At 44.8% G+C, this 22,722-nt stretch carries 28 protein-coding genes and 1 other RNA gene; 16 read left to right on the top strand and 13 right to left on the bottom strand.

Features of this window, described 5'->3' with window-relative positions; all coding sequences use genetic code 11:
- From BP688_RS12540 to BP688_RS12530, 3 genes are all read right to left on the bottom strand, one after another.
- The coding region (locus tag BP688_RS12540; protein ID WP_290624687.1) for an AMP-binding protein at nucleotides 1-1,183 on the bottom strand (1,183 nt) is incomplete at its 3' end.
- 52 nt (nucleotides 1,184-1,235) lie between these two features.
- Nucleotides 1,236-2,213 carry a tetratricopeptide repeat protein gene (locus BP688_RS12535; RefSeq protein WP_290597637.1) on the bottom strand — a complete coding sequence of 326 codons (978 nt, stop codon included), beginning with the start codon at nucleotides 2,211-2,213 and terminating at the stop codon, nucleotides 1,236-1,238.
- 35 nt (nucleotides 2,214-2,248) lie between these two features.
- Nucleotides 2,249-2,641, bottom strand: coding sequence for an Sjogren's syndrome/scleroderma autoantigen 1 family protein (locus BP688_RS12530; RefSeq protein ID WP_290597638.1), 393 nt, complete (start codon nucleotides 2,639-2,641; stop codon nucleotides 2,249-2,251).
- A 55-nt stretch (nucleotides 2,642-2,696) separates the two neighbouring features.
- On the opposite strand from BP688_RS12530, the gene BP688_RS12525 reads away from it, so the two are divergent.
- From BP688_RS12525 to BP688_RS12470, 12 genes are all read left to right on the top strand, one after another.
- Complete coding sequence (locus BP688_RS12525) at nucleotides 2,697-2,951, top strand: UPF0147 family protein (RefSeq protein ID WP_290597639.1); 255 nt, start codon at nucleotides 2,697-2,699, stop codon at nucleotides 2,949-2,951.
- A complete protein-coding gene (locus BP688_RS12520) occupies nucleotides 2,944-3,495 on the top strand; it encodes a diacylglycerol/polyprenol kinase family protein (protein ID WP_290597640.1) in 552 nt (183 codons plus the stop codon). The genes BP688_RS12525 and BP688_RS12520 overlap by 8 nt, the downstream gene beginning before the upstream one ends.
- A gap of 14 nt (nucleotides 3,496-3,509) precedes the next feature.
- Complete coding sequence (locus BP688_RS12515) at nucleotides 3,510-4,268, top strand: inositol monophosphatase family protein (protein WP_290597641.1); 759 nt, start codon at nucleotides 3,510-3,512, stop codon at nucleotides 4,266-4,268.
- Nucleotides 4,265-5,014, top strand: coding sequence for an NAD(+)/NADH kinase (locus BP688_RS12510; RefSeq protein ID WP_290597642.1), 750 nt, complete (start codon nucleotides 4,265-4,267; stop codon nucleotides 5,012-5,014). The genes BP688_RS12515 and BP688_RS12510 overlap by 4 nt, the downstream gene beginning before the upstream one ends.
- A 295-nt stretch (nucleotides 5,015-5,309) precedes the next feature.
- The gene (locus tag BP688_RS12505; protein ID WP_290597643.1) at nucleotides 5,310-5,660 is read left to right on the top strand and encodes a NifB/NifX family molybdenum-iron cluster-binding protein; all 351 of its coding nucleotides are present in this window, start codon (nucleotides 5,310-5,312) and stop codon (nucleotides 5,658-5,660) included.
- Nucleotides 5,661-5,710: 50 nt separating this feature from the next.
- Complete coding sequence (locus tag BP688_RS12500) at nucleotides 5,711-6,139, top strand: NifB/NifX family molybdenum-iron cluster-binding protein (RefSeq protein WP_290597644.1); 429 nt, start codon at nucleotides 5,711-5,713, stop codon at nucleotides 6,137-6,139.
- Nucleotides 6,130-6,381, top strand: a complete 252-nt coding sequence (locus BP688_RS12495) for a hypothetical protein (RefSeq protein ID WP_290597645.1) — start codon at nucleotides 6,130-6,132, stop codon at nucleotides 6,379-6,381. Before BP688_RS12500 ends, BP688_RS12495 begins: the two co-directional genes overlap by 10 nt.
- Nucleotides 6,378-7,172, top strand: coding sequence for an ATP-binding protein (locus BP688_RS12490; protein ID WP_290597646.1), 795 nt, complete (start codon nucleotides 6,378-6,380; stop codon nucleotides 7,170-7,172). The genes BP688_RS12495 and BP688_RS12490 overlap by 4 nt, the downstream gene beginning before the upstream one ends.
- Nucleotides 7,169-8,020, top strand: a complete 852-nt coding sequence (locus tag BP688_RS12485) for an ATP-binding protein (RefSeq protein ID WP_290623918.1) — start codon at nucleotides 7,169-7,171, stop codon at nucleotides 8,018-8,020. Before BP688_RS12490 ends, BP688_RS12485 begins: the two co-directional genes overlap by 4 nt.
- Nucleotides 8,021-8,785: an Mrp/NBP35 family ATP-binding protein gene (locus BP688_RS12480; protein WP_290597648.1), complete on the top strand. Its 765-nt coding sequence runs from the start codon at nucleotides 8,021-8,023 to the stop codon at nucleotides 8,783-8,785.
- Between the two features lie 128 nt (nucleotides 8,786-8,913).
- Nucleotides 8,914-9,105, top strand: coding sequence for a DUF5320 domain-containing protein (locus BP688_RS12475; protein ID WP_290597649.1), 192 nt, complete (start codon nucleotides 8,914-8,916; stop codon nucleotides 9,103-9,105).
- Between the two features lie 2 nt (nucleotides 9,106-9,107).
- Entirely contained in the window at nucleotides 9,108-9,347 is a 240-nt protein-coding gene (locus BP688_RS12470; RefSeq protein ID WP_290623920.1) for a DUF5320 domain-containing protein, read from the top strand.
- Nucleotides 9,348-9,349: 2 nt separating this feature from the next.
- On the opposite strand, the gene BP688_RS12465 is transcribed toward BP688_RS12470, so the two are convergent.
- Genes BP688_RS12465 through BP688_RS12450 form a run of 4 tightly spaced genes read right to left on the bottom strand, consistent with a single transcriptional unit; the run spans nucleotide 9,350 to nucleotide 12,011 of the window.
- Nucleotides 9,350-9,649, bottom strand: coding sequence for a hypothetical protein (locus BP688_RS12465; RefSeq protein WP_290597651.1), 300 nt, complete (start codon nucleotides 9,647-9,649; stop codon nucleotides 9,350-9,352).
- Nucleotides 9,640-11,328 carry a ferrous iron transport protein B gene (gene feoB / locus BP688_RS12460; protein WP_290597652.1) on the bottom strand — a complete coding sequence of 563 codons (1,689 nt, stop codon included), beginning with the start codon at nucleotides 11,326-11,328 and terminating at the stop codon, nucleotides 9,640-9,642. The genes BP688_RS12465 and feoB overlap by 10 nt, the downstream gene beginning before the upstream one ends.
- Nucleotides 11,329-11,344: 16 nt before the next feature.
- Nucleotides 11,345-11,794, bottom strand: a complete 450-nt coding sequence (locus BP688_RS12455) for a metal-dependent transcriptional regulator (protein ID WP_290597653.1) — start codon at nucleotides 11,792-11,794, stop codon at nucleotides 11,345-11,347.
- The gene (locus BP688_RS12450) at nucleotides 11,775-12,011 is read right to left on the bottom strand and encodes a FeoA family protein (protein ID WP_290597654.1); all 237 of its coding nucleotides are present in this window, start codon (nucleotides 12,009-12,011) and stop codon (nucleotides 11,775-11,777) included. Before BP688_RS12450 ends, BP688_RS12455 begins: the two co-directional genes overlap by 20 nt.
- A 204-nt stretch (nucleotides 12,012-12,215) precedes the next feature.
- Between BP688_RS12450 and cdhA the strand changes: the two genes are divergently transcribed.
- Complete coding sequence (gene cdhA / locus BP688_RS12445; protein WP_290597655.1) at nucleotides 12,216-14,612, top strand: CO dehydrogenase/acetyl-CoA synthase complex subunit alpha; 2,397 nt, start codon at nucleotides 12,216-12,218, stop codon at nucleotides 14,610-14,612.
- Between the two features lie 10 nt (nucleotides 14,613-14,622).
- Nucleotides 14,623-15,150, top strand: coding sequence for a CO dehydrogenase/acetyl-CoA synthase complex subunit epsilon (gene cdhB, locus BP688_RS12440; RefSeq protein WP_290597656.1), 528 nt, complete (start codon nucleotides 14,623-14,625; stop codon nucleotides 15,148-15,150).
- On the opposite strand, the gene BP688_RS12435 is transcribed toward cdhB, so the two are convergent.
- Nucleotides 15,147-16,787 carry a long-chain-fatty-acid--CoA ligase gene (locus BP688_RS12435; protein ID WP_290597657.1) on the bottom strand — a complete coding sequence of 547 codons (1,641 nt, stop codon included), beginning with the start codon at nucleotides 16,785-16,787 and terminating at the stop codon, nucleotides 15,147-15,149. The genes cdhB and BP688_RS12435 overlap by 4 nt on opposite strands.
- A gap of 300 nt (nucleotides 16,788-17,087) precedes the next feature.
- Here BP688_RS12435 and BP688_RS12430 point away from each other — a divergent pair, with 300 nt between their 5' ends.
- Nucleotides 17,088-17,327 (top strand): hypothetical protein, encoded by a 240-nt coding sequence (locus BP688_RS12430; protein WP_290597658.1) that lies wholly within the window; start codon nucleotides 17,088-17,090, stop codon nucleotides 17,325-17,327.
- A 197-nt stretch (nucleotides 17,328-17,524) separates the two neighbouring features.
- Here the strand turns inward: BP688_RS12430 and BP688_RS12425 are convergent, their stop codons facing one another.
- The 4 genes from BP688_RS12425 to ffs all read right to left on the bottom strand — a co-directional run bounded on the left by BP688_RS12425 (nucleotide 17,525) and on the right by ffs (nucleotide 20,267).
- Nucleotides 17,525-18,052: a hypothetical protein gene (locus BP688_RS12425; protein WP_290597315.1), complete on the bottom strand. Its 528-nt coding sequence runs from the start codon at nucleotides 18,050-18,052 to the stop codon at nucleotides 17,525-17,527.
- Nucleotides 18,033-18,164 carry a hypothetical protein gene (locus BP688_RS12420; protein ID WP_290597314.1) on the bottom strand — a complete coding sequence of 44 codons (132 nt, stop codon included), beginning with the start codon at nucleotides 18,162-18,164 and terminating at the stop codon, nucleotides 18,033-18,035. The genes BP688_RS12425 and BP688_RS12420 overlap by 20 nt, the downstream gene beginning before the upstream one ends.
- A gap of 97 nt (nucleotides 18,165-18,261) precedes the next feature.
- Nucleotides 18,262-19,911: an arginine--tRNA ligase gene (argS, locus tag BP688_RS12415; protein ID WP_290597313.1), complete on the bottom strand. Its 1,650-nt coding sequence runs from the start codon at nucleotides 19,909-19,911 to the stop codon at nucleotides 18,262-18,264.
- Nucleotides 19,912-19,953: 42 nt separating this feature from the next.
- Nucleotides 19,954-20,267, bottom strand: an RNA gene (gene ffs, locus BP688_RS12410) — signal recognition particle sRNA.
- Nucleotides 20,268-20,345: 78 nt separating this feature from the next.
- On the opposite strand from ffs, the gene BP688_RS12405 reads away from it, so the two are divergent.
- A complete protein-coding gene (locus tag BP688_RS12405) occupies nucleotides 20,346-21,350 on the top strand; it encodes a PAS domain-containing sensor histidine kinase (protein WP_290597312.1) in 1,005 nt (334 codons plus the stop codon).
- Here BP688_RS12405 and BP688_RS12400 read toward each other — a convergent pair.
- Nucleotides 21,325-22,722, bottom strand: a 1,398-nt coding sequence (locus BP688_RS12400) for an acetate--CoA ligase family protein (RefSeq protein WP_290623922.1), incomplete at its 5' end; no start/stop codon positions are given. The genes BP688_RS12405 and BP688_RS12400 overlap by 26 nt on opposite strands.

Here is a 22,722-nt window from a genome sequence, read left to right as displayed (position 1 = left end):
CGTCAACGATTACGGCGATGGTGTCCGGATACGGAATACCTATACTCCCAGCCTTGTTGAGTCCATATAGCGGATTGCAGTGTGTGACTGGGGAAGCTTCGCTCAGTCCGTAGCCTTCGCTTATCCTCTTCCCCGTTAGCTCCTCCCACCTCTTCTTCACCTCGACGGGCAGAGGGGCGGCACCACTCGTGCAAACTCTCAGAGAACTCAAATCATAGCTTTTTTCCTCCAGAATCTTCAGCATTCCGATATACATTGTCGGAACCGCAGTGAGAGTCGTGACCTTAAAGGTCTGAATCGCTTCGAGAGCCATCGGATAGTTTCTTGGATCGGTCATGGGGATCACCTTCGAACCCATCAAAATCGCCGCATTAAGCATTGTCATACCGTAAACATGGAAAACCGGTAGCATGCCAATCCCAACATCGTTTGGAGATGCTTTAGGATCCCAGTTCACCACCTGATACGCATTCGCCACCAGATTGAAGTGAGTTAACATGACACCCTTTGGAAATCCTGTTGTCCCCCCGGTATACTGGAACATAGCCACATCCTCTTTGGGGTTGATCTCTGCTCTCTTGTCTGTTTTTTCACGTTCCATCACGTCTTTCCATGCGTAAACACCTTTCTTCTTCTCAGGAGCTTCAGGCATTGCTGAACCGAGCATAAAATCCTGAAGGCTGCAAACAACCACAGTATCGAGCACACCCTCATCAACTAATGGGGAGATATTAGAGTACATCAGATCGAAGCAGAACATTACCTTCGCACCACTATCCTCCGCCAGAAACTTGATTTCCCTCTGAGTATAGAGTGGGTTGCACTGAACCACAATTCCACCTGCTTTCATAATTCCTGTTGCTATCGGTGCATAGTGAGGTGTGTTTGGCAGAGAAACAATAACCCTGTCTCCCTTCTGAATTCCAAGTTCAAATAGAAACGCCGCAACCTTGTCTGAAGCCTCGTTCACCTGCTTATAGGTTATCTGATTTCCCAAAAAGAAGACGGCAATATGTTCAGAATATTTTTCAGCAGCAACCTCCAAAATCCTATATGCGGGCATTACAGGGTAACTAATCGTCGTTTTTACGCCTTCGTCGTAGTATTTTTCCCAGACTTTGTTTATCCCGCTCCCATCAGTTTCCCGGATATTCTGTCCCTCTATACCAAGTGTGCTACTCATGAAGTGAAAAAATTATGACGATGTTAAAAATTTTACGAAATTAATCATAAATTTAGTGTTGATGCTTATACTCATTATATCTTTCAAATGCTTCCTTAGCTTTTGCTGAATCGCCCAGCGTTTCGTAAGCCTCAGCAACATGCTTCCACCATGCAGGATCACTCTTCGCCTCATTTTCGCAGTATTCAGCAAACCTGAGCATGGCTTCCTTTGCCTTGTCTTTTTCACCGAGTTTCTCGTAAATCTTTGCTACATCTTCCCAGAAAACTCCCTCCTCTTCTGCCTCCTTGACATAGTACTCAAGAGCCTCCTTCCAAGCCTTTTTTGCATTCTCGTAATCTCCGCCCTCTTCGTAAATCTTTGCCACATCTTCCCAAAACCATGGTTCATCTTCTGCATACCTTTCAAGGCATTTTGCAGCTTTTATAGTCTCTCCAGCTTTTTTATACATCTCGTATGCTTCCTTCCAGTAAAAGTTATCCTCTTTCTCCTCTGCAAGTTTTTCGTAAATTTCTGCAGCTTTGACATGCATTTCGGCTTTTTCGTAGCACCAAGCGGCTGATTCCTGTAGTCCTGCCTTAAGATAACACTCTGCGGCTTTAGCGTATTCCTGCTTTTTCTCATATTTTCTCGCTGCAGCCCGATATCTACCGGCCTTTTCAAGTGCCTGTGGACCTCTAATTCTCTCGTAAATGCTTAGATCAGGCTCTGAAATCCACCACAGTCCTGTTGCTATGGCTACGATGTATGCTGCAGTAATGTAAGCAACATGTAGAGGTTGCTGCCAGGTGTAGCACTGGTAAGCTGCGTAGCCTGAGGCGAGAAGAGAGAGTAAGGACGGAAAGAAGTACTTTGATTTTGCATAAAGCAGTAGTGCGGTAAAGAATGCCGAAAAAGCTGCAAGACCCAAATATCCAAGAAAGAGCACCACTCTCAGAAGCATGATAGCACCAAAAGCATGGGCTATGTATCCCGCAATGCCAAGTATGATCAGCACTGTAACAGCCAGCATCAATGTCAGTTTGTCCATATTTGAAATGGATATAGCAGGAATAAAATATTTTTCTATTTCAGTTTTTTCATTACTTCCGCGAGCTTCTCAAGTGATTCGGAAAGCTCTTTAACCTCCTCAACACTTCGAGAGTGTACTATCATATCGCAAATTTTCGACATGGCAAGCTCGATTTTCTTGCTTAAATCTGGTTTAAGTGTAATTTCGGTGATCAATTTATCCTCTGGTCGTGATGGTTTTGCTGTTGCAGTTTCTTCTGACTCTCTTTTATTCTGCTCTCCCTCAATTATAGCTTCTCTGCCGCATGAGGGGCAGAAGATTTTTTCATCCCTTTCAAACAGCGGAACCTTGCACTCTGGGCAGTGGTATGCAAGCATTTTAGCTCCTTTATAAAGCAATTCTGCCGCACTCGAAATGTCTTTTTCCGAAATTTTTTTATCACTCACGACATCAAGTTGTCTCCGAGCTATTAAAACTTTGCAGTTCTGTGAGGTGATGAGTATGGCGAAGAAGGAACTTGAAGAGGTTCTGGAGACGCTTGACAGAATCATCTTTGACGAAACCGTCCCGAGAAATGTCAGAAAGGTGGCAAGTGAGATAAAAGAGAAGTTGACAACAACAGATGAGATATCACTTGAAGCCGCATCTGCTATCTCTGTCCTGGAGGACATCTCAGCAGACCCCAACCTTCCGATGCACGTAAGAACAATGATATGGAATCTAACAAGTCAATTAGAGAGGATTTCAGTTGAGTGAGCTTAAAAAAGAGTTCATTCGAAAATCTATTCACTTTATTGGTCTTTCTTACATTCCAGCCTACCTATATTTCGGGAGAGAGATTCTGATTCTTGGTATAATCACAGCTTTATCCTTCTCAGCCATTTTTGAGTTTTTTCGCCTGAAATATGGAATTCTCTCCTTTGTTGTGAGAGAGTATGAAAAAAAGAAAATCGGAGCTTACATCTACTTTGGCATTGCGGCATTAGCTATCACAGCAGTTTTTCCGATGGAAGCCTGTTTTGCAGCTGTTTTGATCTCAATTGTAGGAGATGGAATAGGAGGAATTGTAAAAAGGCTAAAATTTCGACATTCTGAGACTTTGGCAACTTTGGTGATGATTTTATTACCCTTTGCCCTATCTCTGTTCCTCTTAAAACCCTTTCCAGCACTAATTGCTTGCATTGCTGGAGCACTGACTGAAAGAATTGAAAGAGTTGGGAGATACTACATTCAGGACAATCTTTCTGTACCCCTGATAGCTGCAGCAGTTTATGTTTCAGTAAACTATATCTTGCCTTGAACAGTTCTCCGGTTATGGATGAAAAAGAGGCTCTGAGACTTTCGAGGGCTGTTGCTGAGAATGTCAGAAAGGCACTAACCTCGATGCCCTTAAGCAAAAGGAGGGAGACTGTGGGAATGGGGCAAGATGGGACACCTACTAAGGCAGCAGACAAAGTGGCAGAGGATATCGCTGTCGCAATATTGAAGAGAGAGGCTGTGACAATTGTGACAGAGGAGTCGGGAGTTATTGGAGAAGGAGATGTTTTCATCGCCCTTGACCCCCTTGATGGCACGTTCAATGCAACGCGTGGTATTCCTATCTACTCTGTCAGCCTCTGCTTCTCGGACTCAAACAGATTGAGGGATGCCTTCTTCGGCTACGTATACAACCTCGCAACTGGAGATGAGTACTACGCAGACTCGACAGGGGCTTACAGAAATGGCGAAAAAGTAAGGGTGAGCAGGGAGAAATCACTTTACTGCAATGCAATCATCTACTATCCCAACAAAGATTACCCCTTCAGGAGGATGAGGATATTTGGTAGTGCCGCAACGGAACTGTGCTTCTTTGCTGACGGGTCCTTTGATTGCTTTATTGATATTAGGGAGAATGGTATGCTTAGGATATACGATGCTGCCGCAGGTATTTTCGTGGCAGAGAAAGCAGGTGGAAAGATCACAGATGATAGCGGGATGGATTTGGGGAATAAAAAGTTTGATATGCAGGAAAGACTCAAAATCGTTGCAGCTAATGAAGAACTGCACAAAAAGCTACTGGAGCTGATTAAATGAAGGCTGCCATCGTTTACAAAACCGATGGACTTGTAAGAAGGGTTGAGAGATGTCTAAGCAGTTTAGATATCGAAACCATATCTTACAATCAACCTTCGGAAGAGCTTGAAAAATTTGATTTTATAGTTAGTATTGGTGGAGACGGAACAGTTCTGAGAATTCTGCAAAAACTGAGGCGCTGTCCTCCTATATTTGGCATTAACACCGGTAGGATTGGCTTACTAACACATGCGAATCCTGAAAATTTTGAAGTAGCTTTGAGAGATGCAGTTGAGAAATTTGATACAGAGAGTTTTCCGAGAATAAAATGTTCTATTGAAGGAGAGCTGCTTGCTCTCAACGAAATTGCTGTGCTGAGCAAGCAGCCTGCGAAGCTTATTGATGTCAAAATTAAGATTGATGGCGTCGAAGTGGAGAAAATAAGATGCGACGGGTTTGTTATTGCAACCCAAATTGGATCTACAGGTTATGCCTTCTCTGCCGGGGGACCTGTAGTTGAACCCTATCTTGACTGCTTAATTCTAATACCACTGGCACCTTTCAGGTTTGGCTGGAAACCATATGTTGTGAGAATGGACAGAGAAATTGAAATAACAGCAGAAAACGCCATTATCGTTGCTGACGGACAGAAAAAATCGGATTTTGATGGGACAACTGTCATAGAGAGGTCTGAATATCCAGCAGTTTTTTTCAGAAAAGAGGATAGATTGAGAAATCTTTTTGATAAAGTCAAGGACATAAGTTAAATATCAATTTGCCAACTTATTTACGTCCCCGATCGGGGAAGAGGCTGAGGTGGCAGTGCCGACGATGAAGCTTCTCTGCGAGCTCGGGGATAAACCATGTCGATAGGTCCCCTCAGGAGTGAGGCGAAAGCCTTACGATGAGTGTGGGGCAACCCGGACATGGGACAGCCCCCAGAGGTCAGCCACTCTGAGATGGCAGAGCCTGCAATGAGGGGTGGTGTTACTCTGGGGGCAGATTTTCGAGTTTATCTCAATTTTTAGAAAAACCTAAAAATCGAGTCGGTTATTTAGTTTCATGAAAATCTGCGTGCCGAGCTATCGAGGCGGACTTGATGACTATGTTTGCGAGCATTTCGGAAAAGCTAAGAGTTTCACGATCTACGACACAGAAACTGGGGAGGTGAAGATCATAAGAAATACGAGCGAGCACTTCGGAGGAGCAGGAAAGCCACCGGAACTGATAAGAGCTACAGGAGCTGATGCGGTCATCTGCAGCGGTATGGGTGCAAGGGCGATAGCTCTTTTCAAGAGTTTTGGTATAAAGGTTTACATGGGCGCAAGTGGAACTGTAAAGGACGCAATTGACCAGTTTCTGGCCGGAAAGCTTGTTGAGGCTGACGAGACTATGGGCTGCACTTATCACTAAACTTTTTAGGTTACCCGAAAAGTTATATACAGCGGCATAAAGATGAAATTATGAGAATTGCTGCAACAACCTCAAAGGGTGGGCTTGAAGACACTATAACTCCCCAGTTTGGAAGGGCTGGCACCTTTACTATTGTAGATTATGACGGCAAGATAGGAGACGTAGAAATCGTGGAGAACAAAGCTGCATCACAGGCAAGCGGTGCGGGTATAGCTGCATCACAGACGCTTGTTGACAAAAAAGTTGAAGTTCTGCTAACAGGAAACGTTGGGCCTAAAGCTATGAATGTGCTGAGAGCTGCAGGTATTAAAATTTTCATGGCTGAGGGATTGAAGGTTAAAGATGCCATAGAGATGTTTGCAAAGGGAAAACTTGAGGAAATATCGTCTCCGGGCAGGGGTATGGGCAGAAGAAGAGGTCAAGGCTTGGGCTCTGGAGGGGGTAGAGGGCAAGGGATGGGAGAGAGAGGATGGAGGTAGTACTCCACCTCGCTGGATATTGTATCGAAACAGCGGCAAAGAAAAGATACGAGATGCTCGTTCAGAAGTTACTTAACGAAGATATCGAGGATGAGAATAAGGAGAGAGAGCTTGAGTTTCTGCTTGAATTTTTGAAAAATGCAAATTTCAGTGAGCTGAGGAGGCAGGGGTTTGATGGTAGCAGAGAAATGCGAGTCAAGGTTAAAAGAGAGGGTAAAGATTTCATCATCGAGGAGATATGAGAATTGCAGTTGCATCGGGTAAAGGGGGGACAGGAAAAACGACCGTTGCAGTCAACCTTGCAGTATTTAACTCTGTAGACCTTTTTGATCTCGACGTTGAAGAGCCAAATGACCATATATTCATTAAAGGAGAGAAAAAAGAGAGGATAGCCTACAGGAAAGTGCCCAAAGTGAAGGAAAACTGCAATGCTTGCGGCGTCTGCAAGGATGTCTGCCAGTATTCGGCTATCTACGTTATAGATAAAGCGTATCCTCTACCGGAGCTTTGCCATAGCTGCGGAGCATGCATCTACCTCTGCCCTGAAAAGACAATGGAGGAGCTTGATTACGAGACTGGGAGAATAATAACAGTTGAGGGATCGGTTGGAATAAATCTAACCTATGGAGAACTCAAAATCGGAGAGGCGTCACCAGTTTTCCTCATTAAGCAGGTTAAAGAGCTGGCCGGAAAGGAAGCAATTTTCGACTCCCCGCCTGGTGCAGCATGCCCGATGGTTGAGAGTGTAAGCGACGCAGATTTTGTCATTCTCGTTGCAGAACCCACTCCCTTTGGTCTGCACGATTTGAAGATTGCTGCAGAAGTCGTATCAGACCTGGGGCGAAAATTTGGAGTCGTGATAAACAAACATGGTTTACCATTTCACGGTGTCGAGGAATACTGCAGAGAGGAAGGAATAGAGATACTGGGAAAAATACCATTTAGCAAAGAAATCGCAGAGAAATACTCAAAGGGTGAGCTTCTTTACGATATGAGAGGCTTCTTCGTAAATATCTATGAGGCGATAGCATGAAACAGGTGGCTGTAATCAGCGGCAAAGGTGGAACAGGGAAGACAACTTTCTCTGCAACAATTCACGCAATGGAGGGCGGGGTTATCGCGGACTGCGATGTTGACGCACCAAACCTTCACATCATTCTGAAACCTCAAATCCTAAGTTCTGAAGAGTTCATTGCTTCAAAGAAGGCAAGGATTTTGCGAGAAAGATGTTCTGGCTGCGGTTTGTGTTATGAACTCTGCAGATTTGGGGCTGTAGAACTCGATGATGGATACTCAATTGACGAGAAAAAATGCGAGGGTTGCGCATTCTGTTTTAACGCATGCCCTGAGAAGGCAATCGAAATGGAAGAGACCAAAACCGGCGATCTCTACACCTCCAAAACGAAGTGGGGTTACTTTGTCCATGCAAGGCTGAAGCCAGGTGAAGAGAATACAGGAAGACTGGTTACTGAGGTTAAGAACAGGGCAAAGGAGATTGCTGAGAAGAACAGCAATGGATACTTGATCGTTGATTCTGCTCCAGGAGTTGGGTGTCCGGTGATGGCGAGCTTAACGGGAGTTGATGCAGCAATTATTGTTACCGAACCAACAGCATCGGGCTTAAACGACATGATGAGAGCTATTGACCTGTGTGAACACTTCAAAATTGAGCCATTCGTTATAGTAAATAAGTACGACTTAAACGAGAACGTTACCGCTGAAATTAGGGGATTCTGCGAGGATAACGAGATAGAGTTTGTTGGAGCAATTCCTTTCGATGAGACGATTCCGAAGCAGATCGCAAATCTGGAATTTCCGTTTAGAGGGGAAGCTGCTGATAAAATGGAGAAATACTGGAAAAAGGTAAAGGGGGTGTTGTAAATGCAGAGAAGGGTTACGGATGAAGAGATTAAGGATAGGCTTGACAGAATCAAAAATAGGATTGCGGTGATGAGTGGTAAGGGTGGAGTGGGGAAGTCAACCGTAACAGCTCTCCTCGCAGTCCACTATGCAAAACAGGGGAAAAGAGTTGGGATTCTCGACGCTGACTTTCTTGGACCGAGCATACCCATTCTGTTCGGGTTAAGAGATGGTCGAGTTGCTGTAAGTAGCGAGGGGCTTGAACCTGTTTTCACTCAGAAATACCAGATAAAGGTGATGTCAATGCAATTTCTGCTGCCAAAGGAGAACACACCCGTAATATGGAGAGGACCGCTAATTGCAGGGATGATAAGGGAGTTCCTCGGCAGGGTTGTGTGGGGAGAGCTTGATTACCTGATTATTGATTTGCCTCCGGGAACCGGAGACGCCCCACTCACAATAATGCAGGATGCGAAGCCTACAGGAGTTGTGGTTGTTTCAACACCACAGGAGTTGACATCAGTTATTGTCGAGAAAGCGATAAACATGGCAGAAGAAACGCAAACTTCTGTTTTAGGACTTGTGGAGAACATGAGCTACTTCATCTGTCCTAACTGTGGACACAAGAACTACATCTTTGGTGAGGGGAAGGGAGAGATTCTCGCAAAGAAGTACAACATTGGCTACACTACGAGCATACCTATCGAACAAGAGCTAATTCTGCTGGCCGACAGCGGAAAGATAGAGGATTACGAGAGAGACTGGTTTGAAGATATTAACTTCTGATCTTTTTTGATGTTTTTAGCCTTTTTGAACCGTAGTCAAATTAGTTGCTTTGTGGATTAGCTAATAGATTTTAGGATTACCGAAAAATTTAAGTGGATGTCCACACAATATCCTGTGAGGGTGAAAACATGCCGGGTGGTGACAGAACTGGCCCTTGGGGATTGGGACCCAGAACCGGAAGAAGAGCAGGTTTCTGCTCAGGCTACAGGATGCCTGGCTTCATGAACCGCTCAGTGCTTCCTCCCTTCGGTGGGAGGTGGCTGGGATGGTTTGGAAGAAGAAGGTTCTGGAGGAGAAGAGCGGGTAGGGGCAGGAGGTAGTGATGATGCCCTGGTGGATGCCCGGTTGGGGTGGTAGAGGATGGAGATGGTGGTACAGAGCCACTGGCCTGCCTGGATGGATGAGATGGGGTTGGTGGGGATACGACTATCCGCCCTACCCACCAGCGTTCCGACCAGAGGATGAACTTGAGATGCTCGAAGCAATGAAAGAGGGGCTCGAAGTGGAGCTGGAAGATATCAAAAAGAGGATTGAAGAGCTCAAAAAGGAGCTTGGGAAATAATTTTATTTTAACTTTTTTATCGCGTAAGGGGTAGCAACCACCCCTAAGATCCCGAAACTAAAATCTCCTGTGGCTAAGTAAGTAAGAATCATTAAAATAGAGAAGGATGAAGCAATAAGGGTTGCAGCAACCAAGTAGGAGTCTTTTTTGACAACCAGACCCTTTAGACATGTAGCGGTTACAGTTCCAAGCACGAAAACATTCATCGGCGAGCCGCCCCCTATCCAGAAATTCATGGATGACAACATCTCAAAGACTGTGAGTAACAGGAAATAAACCGTAAAAACAACGGCTAAAACCACAGTCCCACCCCCGTTGCAATAAGCGATATGACGTAGGCAACCAAAAAGCTGAATGAAACGGCAAACACAGCCCACCTTGTCCCAATTTCAGCTCTGATTGCCGCTATCGTAGCCACACATGGCATGTAAAGGAGTGTAAAGAGCATATACGCAAAGGCTTGATGAGGAGTCATTACACTTGCCACATCCACATTCAGAACGCTTATTGTGGCAACAACAACTTCTTTAGCAGCAAATCCGGTAATTAGAGCAAGGACGAGTTCCCAACTCCACCCCATTGGGGAGAAGACTGGCTGAAGGGCTTTACCCAGCATTGCCGCATAGCTCGTCTCTATGCTTCCACCGGGATAATTTGTTATATACCAAACTACTATGGACATACCTAAAATCACGGTTCCAGCCTTCTCTATAAAGTGCTTCGTCCTAACCCACGTCATAAGCCATAGTTCCTTTGGATTGGGTAGCATGTAAGGTGGAAGCTCCATTATGAACTCACTTTCACCCTCAAGCAGCGTTTTTCTTAGAATTAGTGCTGAAATTAGTGCTATTACCACTCCAATCAAATAAAGAGACATGATCACCACACTGCCGTTTTCCGGAAAGAACATGCCAGCAAAGAGCACGTATATCGGAAGTCTTGCAGAGCATGACATGAACGGATTCACGAGAGTGGTTGCAATTCTGACCTTCCCGTCCTCTATACTTCTCGTTGCAAGAATTGCAGGAACGTTGCAACCAAAACCCATTATGAGAGAGATTACAGACCTGCCATTCAAACCAAACCTCGACATGAATCCATCAACCAAGAACACGGCTCTTGGCATGTACCCACTTAACTCAAGTAGTGAGAGAAACAGGAACAGAAACGCGATGTTTGGAATGAATGATAGGACGCTGCCAACCCCAGCCACAACACCGTCGCCGAGCATCGAGAATAGCCATCCGTCAAAACTGGCAATGTAAGTGGCAAGAAAATCGAACAGACTACCGAGTAACTCAGTAAAAGGTTCAGCGACTGAATAGGTGAAAACGAACATCATCCACATAATAGAGAGGAAAATAGGTATTCCAAGGTGTGTGTCCATGAACACCTCGTCCAGAACCTCTTCAATTACCCTGTCAACTTTTTCAACTTTTACGACCTCTTTTGCAATGTTTTCAGCCATCCTTACTATCTCCTCAAGAGAGCCGGAGAATGATTTGGGTATTCTGCCACCCTTCAGTATCTCCCGCTTAAGTTCATCAATCCCTTGCTCTCTAACAGCTGAGGTTTTAACTACTGGCGTTCCAAGAATTTTGCTTAGCTTTTTAGCATCAATGCTGATACCTTCTTTCTCTGCTTCATCAATCATGTTAAGCACGACAATCATCGGAATTTCGAATTCTGTTAGCTGAAGGGTTAGATACAGATTTCTTTCCAGATTAAGAGCGTTTACAATATTCAGGACCATATCTGGCTTTTCCTTGATTAAATAGTCTCTTGTTACTTTCTCATCAAGACTCTCCGTTTCAAAACTGTAAATACCCGGTAAATCCACGAAAATAAACTTTTTTCCATTTATTGTTGCGACTCCCTCCTTCTTCTCTACAGTAACTCCCGGAAAATTTCCAACCGAGAAGTTCCCGCCAGTCAGAGCATTGAGTAAACTTGTCTTTCCAACATTGGGATTCCCCACCATTGCGACCTTCAGAAAATCACCTCTGCTTCAGGCAAGGATGTCTTCCTGTTTTACAGAACTCCCTGAAATGCTCCAGCCATACTGGATTTACCGATGGACTGGATTCAATAAATCTGACAAAGTTTCGAAGCTGTTTGAGGGTTTCAGGGTGTAGAGTGTGCTCAATAGCACAAGCATCTATTTCAGCAACCTCTTCTGATACGCCAATTGTAGTAAGAAACTTTATGAGGAGTTCTCTCTTCTCTCTAACTCTTTTCGCTGCCTCCAAACCTTTATTTGTCAGAGTTACATACATTCTCTTCCTGTAAACAACAAAACCGTTTCTTGAAAGCTTATGGAGCATCTCTGAAACTGACGCGGGTTTAACTCTCAAGATTTTTGCCAGCTCCATTACCTTCGCATACCCTTTCTCTTTGCTGAGAGATAAAATCGCCTCAAGGTAGTCCTCAGCCCTCCTTCCCAGCATCAACGATCACCTTCATTGCCAAGCCCCTACCTATAACAAACTTTGTACCGTCGAGCGAGACAAGCACAGCTCCCCCTCTCCTTCCAGCTATCTGAACTTTCTTACCCGGAACAATTCCCATTGACATAAGCCTTACAGTACATCCTCTCCCTCCGTTAATTGCAACAACTCTGCCTCCCTGCCCTTCCCTGAGTGCCGATAGTGGTAGTAGCGTCATTGTTCTTAGGGTAGCCTAAATGTTATTAAAGTTTTCGGTTATCCTAAATTAAATTGGGGCAGCTCTACAAATGAATAATGATAAAATATAATCAATTGGTAATAACATTCTAAAAAAACGTGTTATCATGAGAGAAATTCGGAAATAAATCGAAAAGTTCTTAATTACTTGAAAAAACGGTAGCCAGAGAAGAGGTGATTTATAATGGTGCTTGAACTTGGAAAAGGAGCTTTTGTAGTTGACGAACTAAGGAACGTCAGTATAAAAATTGGTGACATCGTCGAAGAGGAAGAGGAATGGGCTCCGATGGGCCCAACACCAATGCCAGGAATCGCCACTCTTCGCGATTGGGATTTCTTCCTGCTTAAGCGTTACAAGCCCTTCTACGCCCCCGCATGCGACATGTGCTGCCTCTGTACGATGGGTAAATGTGATCTGACGGGCAACAAAAGAGGAGCGTGTGGTATTGATCTCGCTGCCCAAACAGGCAGGATTGTGACGATAGCCGTTGCAATGGGAACAACCTGCCACACGGGGCATGCAAGGCACATGCTTCATGATATTGTGCATATGACCGGAAAGAAGCTCGATGAGATACCCGTGGATCTTGGTCCCGAGATTGCAGAGGTAGCTCCACTCACACAGCTGATTACAGGAATAAAGCCAAAAACACTTGCAGATTTGGAGAAAGCTTTGAGATATGTAGAGGAGCAGATTACTCAGGTAATGGATGCCGTCCATACCGGCCAGGAAGGAAGCTATCTTGACTTTGAGAGCAAGGCTCTGCATCTCGGAATGATGGACGCGTTGGGCAAGGAGATAGCAGATATCGCCCAGATATGTGCTTTCGGCTTTCCGAAAGGTGAGAGCAACCAACCCCTCATCGAGGTTGGAATGGGTGTTGTGGACAGGAATAAGGCTGTAGTTCTCGTCATAGGCCATCATGCTCCTCCTGCAATAAACATTGCAGACTATATTGACAACAACGGGTTGGAGAATGACGTGGAGCTTGCAGGAATCTGCTGTACTGCCCACGACATGAGCAGATACTACGAGAAGGCTAAGATCGTTGGATCGCTTGGCAGACAGCTCAAAGCGATTAGAGCCGGAATTGCTGATGTCATAGTAATTGACGAGCAGTGCATAAGGGCAGACATTCTCTACCACACGAAGAAGCTCGGAATTCCGGTTATCTGTACAAATGAGAAGGCTATGCACGGGTTGCCAGACATGACCGGAAAAGATCCAAAGGAGATCACCAAGTACCTGCTTGACGGCAATGTGGGATGTGTTATCCTCGATCCGCTGAAAGTTGGTGAGGTAGCGGTTGAGGTTGCAAGGGCGAGAAGGAAGCAGAGGGGTGAGGACTTCAAGCCAGTTCTGAGCGAGGAAGAGTTCATGAACTATGCCAAAGCCTGCACACAGTGCGGCAACTGCACCATAGCCTGTCCGCAGGGCATAAGGATTGGAGAGGCTATGGAGAAGGCCGAGAATGGGGACAGGAGCGATCTGGAGTACAAGTGGGACATCTGCATAGCATGTGGCAGATGTGAACAGGTGTGCCCGAAGAACATCCCGATAATCGATATGTTCAATTTCGCAGCCTGGAACAGAATAATCAGCGAGAAAGGAAAGGTTAGAAGAGGTAGGGGGCCTGTTAGGGACTCGGAGATCAGGAACGTTGGTGCACCAATCGTTCTCGGTACAATTCCGGGAGTTATAGCCATTGTCGGATGCAGCAACTACCCCAACGGAACAAAAGATGCGTACACGTTCATGAACGAGTTTGCTTCAAGAAACTACATCGTCGTCACAACCGGATGTATGGCGATGGATGCTGGTCTGTACAAGGATGAGGAGGGGCAGACGGTTTACGAGAGATATCCGGATGACTTCGATGGTGGCTGTGTTGCCAACCTCGGCAGCTGTGTAAGTAATGCCCACATCCACGGTGCAGCGATAAAAGTTGCAAGAATTTTTGCAAAGAGAAACATTAGGGCGAACTTCGAAGAAATTGCCGACTACATCCTCAACAGACTTGGAGCGTGCGGTTTGGCTTGGGGTGCATACAGCCAGAAAGCCGCATCAATTGCGACTGGAGTTAACAGACTCGGAATCCCAGTAGTTGTCGGACCCCATGGTAGCAAATATAGAAGGGCTTTCCTCGGTCGCCCCTACAATGACGAGGACTGGATGGTTTACGATGTAAGGAGCGGGGAGAAGGTTAGAATCGAACCCGCACCGCAGGACTTGCTTGTTGCAGCAGAAACCGTTGAAGAGGCAATTCCGCTGATGGCTAAACTGTGCTTCAGACCGAACGATACAACGCAGGGAAGATCAATAAAGCTGACACACTATCTCGACCTCAGTATGAAGTATCTGAAGAAGATGCCCGACGACTGGCACCTCTACGTCAGAACGGAAGCAGATCTGCCTCTCGCCAAGAAGGATGAGTTGCTGAAGGAGCTCGAGGACAAGCACGGCTGGAAGATTGACTGGGAGAAGAAGAAGATTGTCGAAGGTCCGATAAGGTCGTTCTTCGCTGGTTTCAACCCGACGAACGTTGAGAGATTGTTTAAGGAAGGTTTCATGACGTTGTGAGGTGGTGAAAATGCCAAAAGCGTTTGAACAGCCGTTTGATGCTGCAAACATTCCGGGACCAAAGATGGCGACGTTGCTTGAGAAGGGGAAGCCGGTTGCTAACATGATCAAGAGGGCCAAGAGGCCGCTGCTGATAGTAGGGCCGGACATGACGGATGCAATGTTCGAGAAGGTGCTGAAGTTTGTTGAAAAGGATATCACAGTGGTGGCAACCGGAAATGCGATAACGAGGTTTGTTGAGGCAGGAGTTGACGGAAAAGTCAAGTATGCGGTGCTGCATGAACTCACTCAATTCCTTCTCGACCCCGACTGGCCCGGATTTGATGGACAGGGTAACTACGACTTGGTCCTAATGCTTGGAAGCTTATATTATCACGGCTCCCAGATGCTTGCAGCCATCAAGAACTTCGCCCCACACATCAGGGCTTTGGCTATAGACCGCTACTACCACCCCAATGCAGCGATGAGCTTTGGTAACCTATGGAAAAGAGAAGAAGATTACTTGAAGCTGCTGGACGAAATTCTGGCAGAGCTTTAACCTTTTATTTTTTCTAAAAGATATTTCCTGTACTTCTCTCTAAGCAGTTTCTTATCAAATTTCCCGACGCTGGTCTTCGGAATTTCATTCACAAAGATGATGTCATCAGGTAACTGCCATTTCGCAAATCTCTGGGCGAGGAACTCTCTCAACTCCTCCTTTGATACCTTATCCCTGTAGTCCGGTTTTAGGACGATAATGGCTATCGGCCTTTCCTGCCACTTTGGATGTTCTGCAGCAACCACACAGGCTTCGTAAACGGCTGGATGCGCCATCAGGTAGTTTTCCAGATCAACGCTGCTTATCCATTCTCCACCGCTCTTTATAACATCCTTAACCCTATCCACAACTTTAACGTAGCCTTCGGGGGTAATAACAGCAACGTCACCACTCTTCCACCATCCATCAACAAAGCTATCTTTCGTCCTCTCATCGTTGTAATACTCCTTTACAACCCACAAACCCCTAATCCAGAGCTCTCCCATTGATTTTCCATCCCATGGCAGTTCTTTACCATTTGCATCCACAACCTTAACCTCCACGCCCAAAACAGGAAGCCCCTGATACCTCTTCAGCTCCCAGTACTCTTCCTCGCTGAGCTCAAGTCCAGGTTTAACGAAGTTCATGGTGACGAGTGGTGACGTTTCTGTTGCCCCGTAGGCATGGACTATCTCGACACCAAACTCCGCAAAACCCTTCATCATCGCCACTGGAGGTTCTGAGGCGCCTGAGCCTATCCTGAGCCCTTCAAGATTCGGTTTGGGTTCAAGTTTTCTCAAGTATTCCAGCATCGGGATTAGTATGACCGGTGCAGCCATTGTTACTGTAACCCCTTCCTCAACAATCAGGTTAACCAGCAAATCTGCATTCTGAAGTGTGAAGAATCCGGGAAACACGAGTTTTGCTCCAACCATTGTCCCGCCAATATGCCCTCCCCAGCCATTTGCGTGAAACATCGGCACGATTTGCAACACACAATCCTCAGATCCTATTCTCAGGTTTGCTACACCTCCCCATGCGTGGAGATAAATGGATCTGTGTGAATAGTACACCCCCTTCGGCCTTCCAGTAGTTCCAGAAGTGTAGCATATCGTTGCTGTGCTCCTCTCATCAATTTCATCCCACTCCCTCTCCTTCTTGCTCCTTTCCACCAGTTCCTCGTAGCTATACACAGGATCGAGCTTTGTTTCCACTTTTCTGTCACTCATCACGACAAAGAACTCAAAGTCATGCTGCTGTGCCAGCATTTCAGCCATTGGCAGGAGAAGATCGTCAACAAACAGAGCCTTTGCTCTGCTGTGCTCAGCTACATAGCTCAAATCGGTTGGAGGTAGCCGCATGTTGAGCTCAAGCAACGCAGCACCCAAACCCGGAACAGAGAAGTAGCTCTCGTAAAAGCGATGGGTGTTGAAGCCCATTATGCCCACAACATCTCCAGCTTTAATCCCAAGGTCTTCAAGAGCATTGGCAATCGCACAAATTCGCTCGTAAGCCTTGGCGTAATTGTACCTGAGCATCCCCATCATCGTTCTCGATGCTATCTCTCTCTTGGGATAAATTCTGGCAGCGTGCTGAATTATTCTTGTCATGTTCAGCTGATAGTCATCATTCATGGTAGAGGGTATTCCCCTAAGCATGTTATCACCAAGAAATATCTGGTGGACAATATATAATAATTTTTCGTTTAATAAGTGTTTAGAGCACAAAAATTTGGTGCTGTAACAACAAAGGTAGAAATTTTTATGGGTAGGGATTTTACCCCACCCTCTGTACCAGCGATAAAAAGTCGAAATCCCGGTAATGACCCCTACAATCCAATACGGTAAAAAAAAGATTTCGCTAAACAACTCTCGTGTTCATAGTCCTTGAAATAGCCAAGAATTACATCCTCGAAGAAATAAACGAGATGCTCGTCGAAAAATATTGCGGGAAGATGTATGAAAGAGGAAAAAGAAGAAAGGCTACAAAAACAGAAAAAGAGAACAATCATAACCCTGCCTGGTGAAATAACCCTTCATCTGGCAAAGACAATAAGGAAAGGGAACTATGTGCAAAATTGGGACAAAGAATTGGAAGAGATTTTTCAGCCAGTATCCTACTTCGCTGAAGATTTTACAAAGTTCCACCCATGGCATGGAAAGGTGGCACAACAACAGGATGGAGAGGTTAATGGGTAAAATGGCAAAGAGAATGAAAAAAATAAAATGGATAAGTGGAATGAAAGGGGGACCTGAGAACCTTGGCAATCTGCTTATGAAGTTGAGATATGAGGGGGGGATGCTATGTAATCGTTCATTGCTAAAGGTTACGAAGCTGGAAAGGGATATAAGGCGGGAGGTGAATTTACACCTACGATAAGACACGACCAAAAATTTTAACGCTCATAAGTTTTAAATGAATCTATATTATCTAAAAATAACTGCTTTGCTTCAGAGTTTACGTTGGGGTTAATTTTTGGTTTTGCCAACTCTTTTAACCGTCTTTTGCTGTTGATAATCAAATAACCAACACCCATAAGCTCCGCCATTGATTTTGCCTCCTTGTTAATTTCTTCTTCGAATTCCAACCCTGTATAGGGATGCACGAGATACACATAGTCGAAAATACTTCCTCGAAATTTAGTATTATAGGTTAAAATGCTACTGTCAGTCTTATTTGTAGGAGACTCTTTGATTTTAAATGATATGTACATATGCGCTAAAACTTGATCAAATCCCGCATAGTAGGGAGGCCGATTTAAGTAGTTCAGACCTTTTATTTCGTACGCAATAATTTTTACTTCATTCGATGAGTTTCTCACTTCAAGGATGTCGACATCTGGTGAAATGTAGAAACAATAAATTTTATTATCATATTCAAATTCTCTACTACGGGAAACTTTCTCAAAAAACTTTGCTTCCATATTTGCACTTTAATTTTTCTAAAAGCCACTTCCGTATTCTTTCTTCTTCTAAATACTCAAGTTCGGGTTCTCCGAGCTTTTTTATTAGTTCTTTCTTTCTCCTTCCTCGCATATATCCGATTGAATCAATTTTTACAATAAATTTTTTGTTTGCTTTAAGACTGTCTACTTAGATTTAAATAAATAAATTCATTAAATGTAAATCAAAATTACATCCTTTCAAGAGGTTCAATACCCAGAAGCTCAAGTCCATTTCTCAGAACAATGCGGGTTGCATCAACTATAGCAAGTCTATGCATTCTCAGCTCAGATTTTGCTCGTAGCACAGGATGTAAGCGGTAGAAGTCGTTGAAGGTGGACGCAACACTTAAGAGATACTCCGCAAACACATTGGGACGTAACTCCTTAATCACCCTCTGGATAAAGTATGGCAGCTTAGAAAGAACCATCACGAGCTTTCTTTCTTCTGCAGTGCAAAGCTCACCCCTGAAGTCCAAATCAGGCATACCTTCCTCAACAGCCTTCCTTAGAATGCTACATGCTCTTGCATGGCTGTACTGGATGTAGCTTGCCGTCTGTCTTTCAAAATCCAATGCTTTGCTCCAGTCGAAGACCATCGGCTTCTCAGGAGCAACTTTAACAAAGTCGAATCTTATTGCTCCAACTGCGACAGCTTCTGAAATCTTTCTTTTTTCCTCTTCATCCATCTCCCTATCAGCGAGTATTTTTTCAGTTTCTTCTTTAACTCTCTCAATCAGCTCATCTGCTGAGATAAACTTCCCTCTTCTCGTGCTCATACTCCCCTCAGGCAGAGAAACGAATTCGAAGAAAATAATTTCAGGAGGTTTAAGGCCAAGTGTCATGAGAATCTTCGATAGCTGAGAAGCGTAAAGCTTGTGATCTGCCCCCAAGACGTTGATGAACCTGTTGTAGTTCTCATTTTTCCAAAGATGATATGCCAAATCTCGGGTAATATAAAGAGTTGTCCCGTTTTCTCTCCTCACAACAACCCCTTTCTCCAACTCTTCGAGCTCGATTGTCCATGCTCCTTCTTTCTTTATTAGATTCTTCTCTTCTAAATCCCTGATCACCTTATCAACATAACCATTGCGGATGAACTCACTCTCCCATATAAACTCGTCGTGCTTTATATTGATGCTTTCCAGAGTCTGCCTTATTCCACTTAAAGCAGTTTCAACTGCCTTTCTGAACTTTGAAACGATGTCTTCATTACCTCTCTCGTATTCAAGCATCAGGTTCTCAACATACTCCTCAAGCTCTGGTTGAGTCTCAATAAGCCTATTTGCCCCGATATAAGCTTCAGCAATGGCGTGGTCAGGTTTTTTATCCTTCAAGCCGAGCTTCTCCACTCCGAGAACTGTAATCGCCACCTGTCTCCCCATATCGTTGACGTAGTAGTGTGTTTTGACGTCCATCCCAGCTTTACTGAATATTCTTGCTATCGTGTCTCCTATGATCGAATTTCTGATGTGTCCAATGTGTAAAGGTCCATCTGGGTTGGCTGAAGTATGCTCAATGAGAATTTCTCCCTTCGCGTTGAGATGACCGTAATTTTCATCCTCGTCAAGAATGACACTAATTGTGTCCTCAAGAAATTCGTAGCTCGCAAAAAAGTTGATATAACCGTTAGTGCTTTCAACGCTGCCAATATAGTCGCTCTCAACCTCAATCTTCTCAACAATTTCATCTGCAATCTCCTTAGGGCTTTTTTTCATCTCCTTTGCAAGTTTAAAGGCTACCGTTGAAGCAAGATCAGAGTGTTCACTCTCCCTTAGAAACTTTTCATCTCCGTATTCACCCAGTGTTTTGATGACATCTTCTCTGAATCGGAGGAACATTGCTCAGAATATGAGCACGGATTTTTCAATTTAACTGAAAAAAGGTGGGCACGCCTCGGGTCGATCCGCCTTGCGGACACCTACCAGACTCCTAACTCCTCCTCCCCGCACCCCCGGAAGCGCCGGACGTCCAGGGTTAGCCTGCTCCCTTCCGGGCCTGGGCCGTTCCCCCCGGCTAATATGGCGGACAGCCCCTCCGGGCAGCCCAGCCATAACCGCCGACCCTCCGGGACGGGGATTCTGCAGAGTCCGGAGCGGATCAGCGCCCGCTTAGCGGACCTTCCCTCGGCTTCGGCCCCCGCGTATCGGCGGTTTCGGGTTACAGGGGACGCCGAACCCCCCGGCCTAGCCCACCGTATTTACATAATCCTCAAGACTTAAAAACCTTAACTGGGTGGACAAAAATTTTATTTAAGTGTAAAACAAATAAGATTATGTTAAATTTAGATTTGGAATTAACGAAGGAATTGCTGAATTCGGTGAATGTGGGCTTTTACATCTCTCAGGATAATAGGTTTAAATTTGTAAACAGGGAAATTTCGAGAATTACGGGTTATAGTGAGGAAGAACTGTTATCAACAAGTCCTTACGAACTTCTTGCAGAAGACGAGGAGAAGGAGAGAATGAAGAATTTTACGAGGCTTGCACTTCTTAGTAAGTTTGATGGGCTACCATACGAACATGAGGTCAAAATAGTAAGAAAAGATGGTAGCATAGGCTGGGTAGTATTAAGACCTCTACCAGCGATATACAAGGGTAGGAGGGCAATAATCTGCAGTGTTTTTGATATAACTGACACAAAGAGTGAAGAACTGAAAAAGGAGGAACTTGAAAATTTTCTTAATTTGGTAAACAAAATTATCAGACACGACCTGATTAACAAGCTCTCTGCGGCAATTAGCTACCTCGATCTCTTTTTTGAGTTGAATGACGATAGGTTGGTTGAGAAAGCATTGAAATCGCTTGAAAAGAGTGTGGAAACCCTTCGGAGAATGAGAGACCTTGAACAGCTGGCTAAATCAGGAATGGAAAAGAGAATTTTATCTTTAAAGGACGTTTTCGAGAACGTCGCATCCCACTACGACATTGAGGTTGTTGTTAAGGGTGATTGCAGCGTCGTTGCCGATGATGGCATTTATTCAATAGCAGACAATTTGATCGGAAACTCCGTAAAGCATGGTAGATGCAACAGGGTGGAGGTCACAATAGCTGAAAGCGACGGAAAGTGTGAGATAAGAGTGGCAGATGACGGAGTTGGTATTGAAGAAAATGTAAGAGATTCAATTTTCGATGAGGGTTTCTCGCAGGGAGGGGGCACGGGACTTGGACTCTTCATTGTCAGAAAACTGGTAGAAAAATATGGCGGTGAGATTGAGGTTGAGAATAACGAGCCGAGAGGTGCTGTATTTCGTATCACCCTTTTAGCTTTTTCGAAATGAACCACATATTTCTGAGCGATCTAACAGCCCTCTCAGGAGTGGTATAGACAGGAAATCCGTTTTTCTCTATCATCATCTTCGCCTTTCTAAGCTCCTCTATGTCATCTTTCATTGTGAAGAGAACCGGTTTGTTATACTCTCTCAGCCATGAAAAGTCTATACCGAGCTTCATAAGGCTTGGAATGAAGATTCCAGCAACTATTGCGTCAATGTTTTCGTCTTCAGCGAATACTCTCAGCACATCAATGAATGCTTCATCTCCGCTTTGCTCAGCAATTGGATACAGATCGAGCGGGTTGTTTATGCTGTGCCACTCTGGGGCGAGTTCGTATATTTTCTCCAGAGTCAAATCAGAGTAGCTTGCAAGCTTGAGACCATTCTCGACCACCGCATCTGCTGACATCACACATTCCGCCCCCGATGGTTGAATGACACCAACTCTATCCCCCTTTGGCAGTGGCTGGAGAGAGATTGCTTTAACCGTATCAACAAGCTCTTCAAAGTCGTATACCTTCGCTACTCCTGCCTGCTTGCACGCAGCATCAAAAATTTCCTCGCTGGTTGAGATCGAGGCTGTATGACTTAAAGCACTTCTCTTTCCAGCTTCAGTCCTACCTGACTTAAAAACAATGATCGGCTTCTTGGACTCTTTCATTATCTCGTAGAATTTCCTTCCATTCGTGAATCCCTCAAGGTAAACAGCTATTACTTTCGTTTTATCATCATCAACAAGGTATTTCAAAACCTCAACTTCATTAATGTCACACTTATTTCCTATAGCAATTATTCTGCTGAAGCCGACATGCCATAGGGAGAGAAGGACAAAGTTTGCAAAAGCCCCGCTTTGTGCGAGAACACCTATATTGCCCGATCCAATTTTTCTGAGTATCGAGAAAAAGGATGTTAGACCAGATTCAGGGTCGAGAATTCCCATCGTGTTCGGACCTATAATCCTGATCCCGCTTTTTCTCGCAATCTTCACGATCTCCCTTTCAAGGTCCCTTCCCTGCTCCCATCCCTCAGCAAACCCACCGCTTAAAACAACAATGCCTTTCACTCCTTTCTCCGCACATTCCTCAACAACCTGTTTCGCATTCTTCGAAGGAATTGCAATTACTGCAATATCAACATTATCGGGAATTGCTTTGACGGATGGATAGCACTTGTATCCAAGTATCTCGTCGGCATTTGGGTTGACAGGGTAAACTCTGCCTTTAAATCCAAGATTCTTTAAGTTGTCAACCACTTTACCTCCTGGTTTGAAGATATTTCTCGAAGCGCCAATGACAGCTATACTTTGTGCATCGAAGAAGAAACTTATATCTCCTATCTCCATATCAAATGACTTTCGCTCACCAACAACCATCCTCGC

The sequence above is a fragment of the Archaeoglobus sp. UBA230 genome (assembly GCA_002507545.1).
GTDB lineage: Archaea > Halobacteriota > Archaeoglobi > Archaeoglobales > Archaeoglobaceae > Archaeoglobus.
The sequence above is the reverse complement of the archived record's forward strand: the minus strand, read 5'-3'. Positions and strand labels throughout refer to the sequence as shown.

Coding starts and splice junctions, on each gene's coding strand:
- BP688_RS12450 (WP_290597654.1), bottom strand. CDS start 12,011: ATGACGCTACTACCACTATCGGCACTCAGGGAAGGGCAGGGAGGCAGA.
- cdhA (WP_290597655.1), top strand. CDS start 12,216: ATGGTGCTTGAACTTGGAAAAGGAGCTTTTGTAGTTGACGAACTAAGG.
- argS (WP_290597313.1), bottom strand. CDS start 19,911: ATGTTCCTCCGATTCAGAGAAGATGTCATCAAAACACTGGGTGAATAC.
- BP688_RS12405 (WP_290597312.1), top strand. CDS start 20,346: ATGTTAAATTTAGATTTGGAATTAACGAAGGAATTGCTGAATTCGGTG.
- BP688_RS12435 (WP_290597657.1), bottom strand. CDS start 16,787: ATGCTTAGGGGAATACCCTCTACCATGAATGATGACTATCAGCTGAAC.
- cdhB (WP_290597656.1), top strand. CDS start 14,623: ATGCCAAAAGCGTTTGAACAGCCGTTTGATGCTGCAAACATTCCGGGA.
- BP688_RS12515 (WP_290597641.1), top strand. CDS start 3,510: ATGGATGAAAAAGAGGCTCTGAGACTTTCGAGGGCTGTTGCTGAGAAT.
- BP688_RS12470 (WP_290623920.1), top strand. CDS start 9,108: ATGATGCCCTGGTGGATGCCCGGTTGGGGTGGTAGAGGATGGAGATGG.
- BP688_RS12430 (WP_290597658.1), top strand. CDS start 17,088: ATGAAAGAGGAAAAAGAAGAAAGGCTACAAAAACAGAAAAAGAGAACA.
- BP688_RS12475 (WP_290597649.1), top strand. CDS start 8,914: ATGCCGGGTGGTGACAGAACTGGCCCTTGGGGATTGGGACCCAGAACC.
- BP688_RS12535 (WP_290597637.1), bottom strand. CDS start 2,213: ATGGACAAACTGACATTGATGCTGGCTGTTACAGTGCTGATCATACTT.
- BP688_RS12480 (WP_290597648.1), top strand. CDS start 8,021: ATGCAGAGAAGGGTTACGGATGAAGAGATTAAGGATAGGCTTGACAGA.
- BP688_RS12455 (WP_290597653.1), bottom strand. CDS start 11,794: ATGCTGGGAAGGAGGGCTGAGGACTACCTTGAGGCGATTTTATCTCTC.
- BP688_RS12495 (WP_290597645.1), top strand. CDS start 6,130: ATGGAGGTAGTACTCCACCTCGCTGGATATTGTATCGAAACAGCGGCA.
- feoB (WP_290597652.1), bottom strand. CDS start 11,328: ATGGTGGGGAATCCCAATGTTGGAAAGACAAGTTTACTCAATGCTCTG.
- BP688_RS12485 (WP_290623918.1), top strand. CDS start 7,169: ATGAAACAGGTGGCTGTAATCAGCGGCAAAGGTGGAACAGGGAAGACA.
- BP688_RS12500 (WP_290597644.1), top strand. CDS start 5,711: ATGAGAATTGCTGCAACAACCTCAAAGGGTGGGCTTGAAGACACTATA.
- BP688_RS12420 (WP_290597314.1), bottom strand. CDS start 18,164: ATGCGAGGAAGGAGAAAGAAAGAACTAATAAAAAAGCTCGGAGAACCC.
- BP688_RS12490 (WP_290597646.1), top strand. CDS start 6,378: ATGAGAATTGCAGTTGCATCGGGTAAAGGGGGGACAGGAAAAACGACC.
- BP688_RS12525 (WP_290597639.1), top strand. CDS start 2,697: ATGGCGAAGAAGGAACTTGAAGAGGTTCTGGAGACGCTTGACAGAATC.
- BP688_RS12510 (WP_290597642.1), top strand. CDS start 4,265: ATGAAGGCTGCCATCGTTTACAAAACCGATGGACTTGTAAGAAGGGTT.
- BP688_RS12425 (WP_290597315.1), bottom strand. CDS start 18,052: ATGGAAGCAAAGTTTTTTGAGAAAGTTTCCCGTAGTAGAGAATTTGAA.
- BP688_RS12505 (WP_290597643.1), top strand. CDS start 5,310: ATGAAAATCTGCGTGCCGAGCTATCGAGGCGGACTTGATGACTATGTT.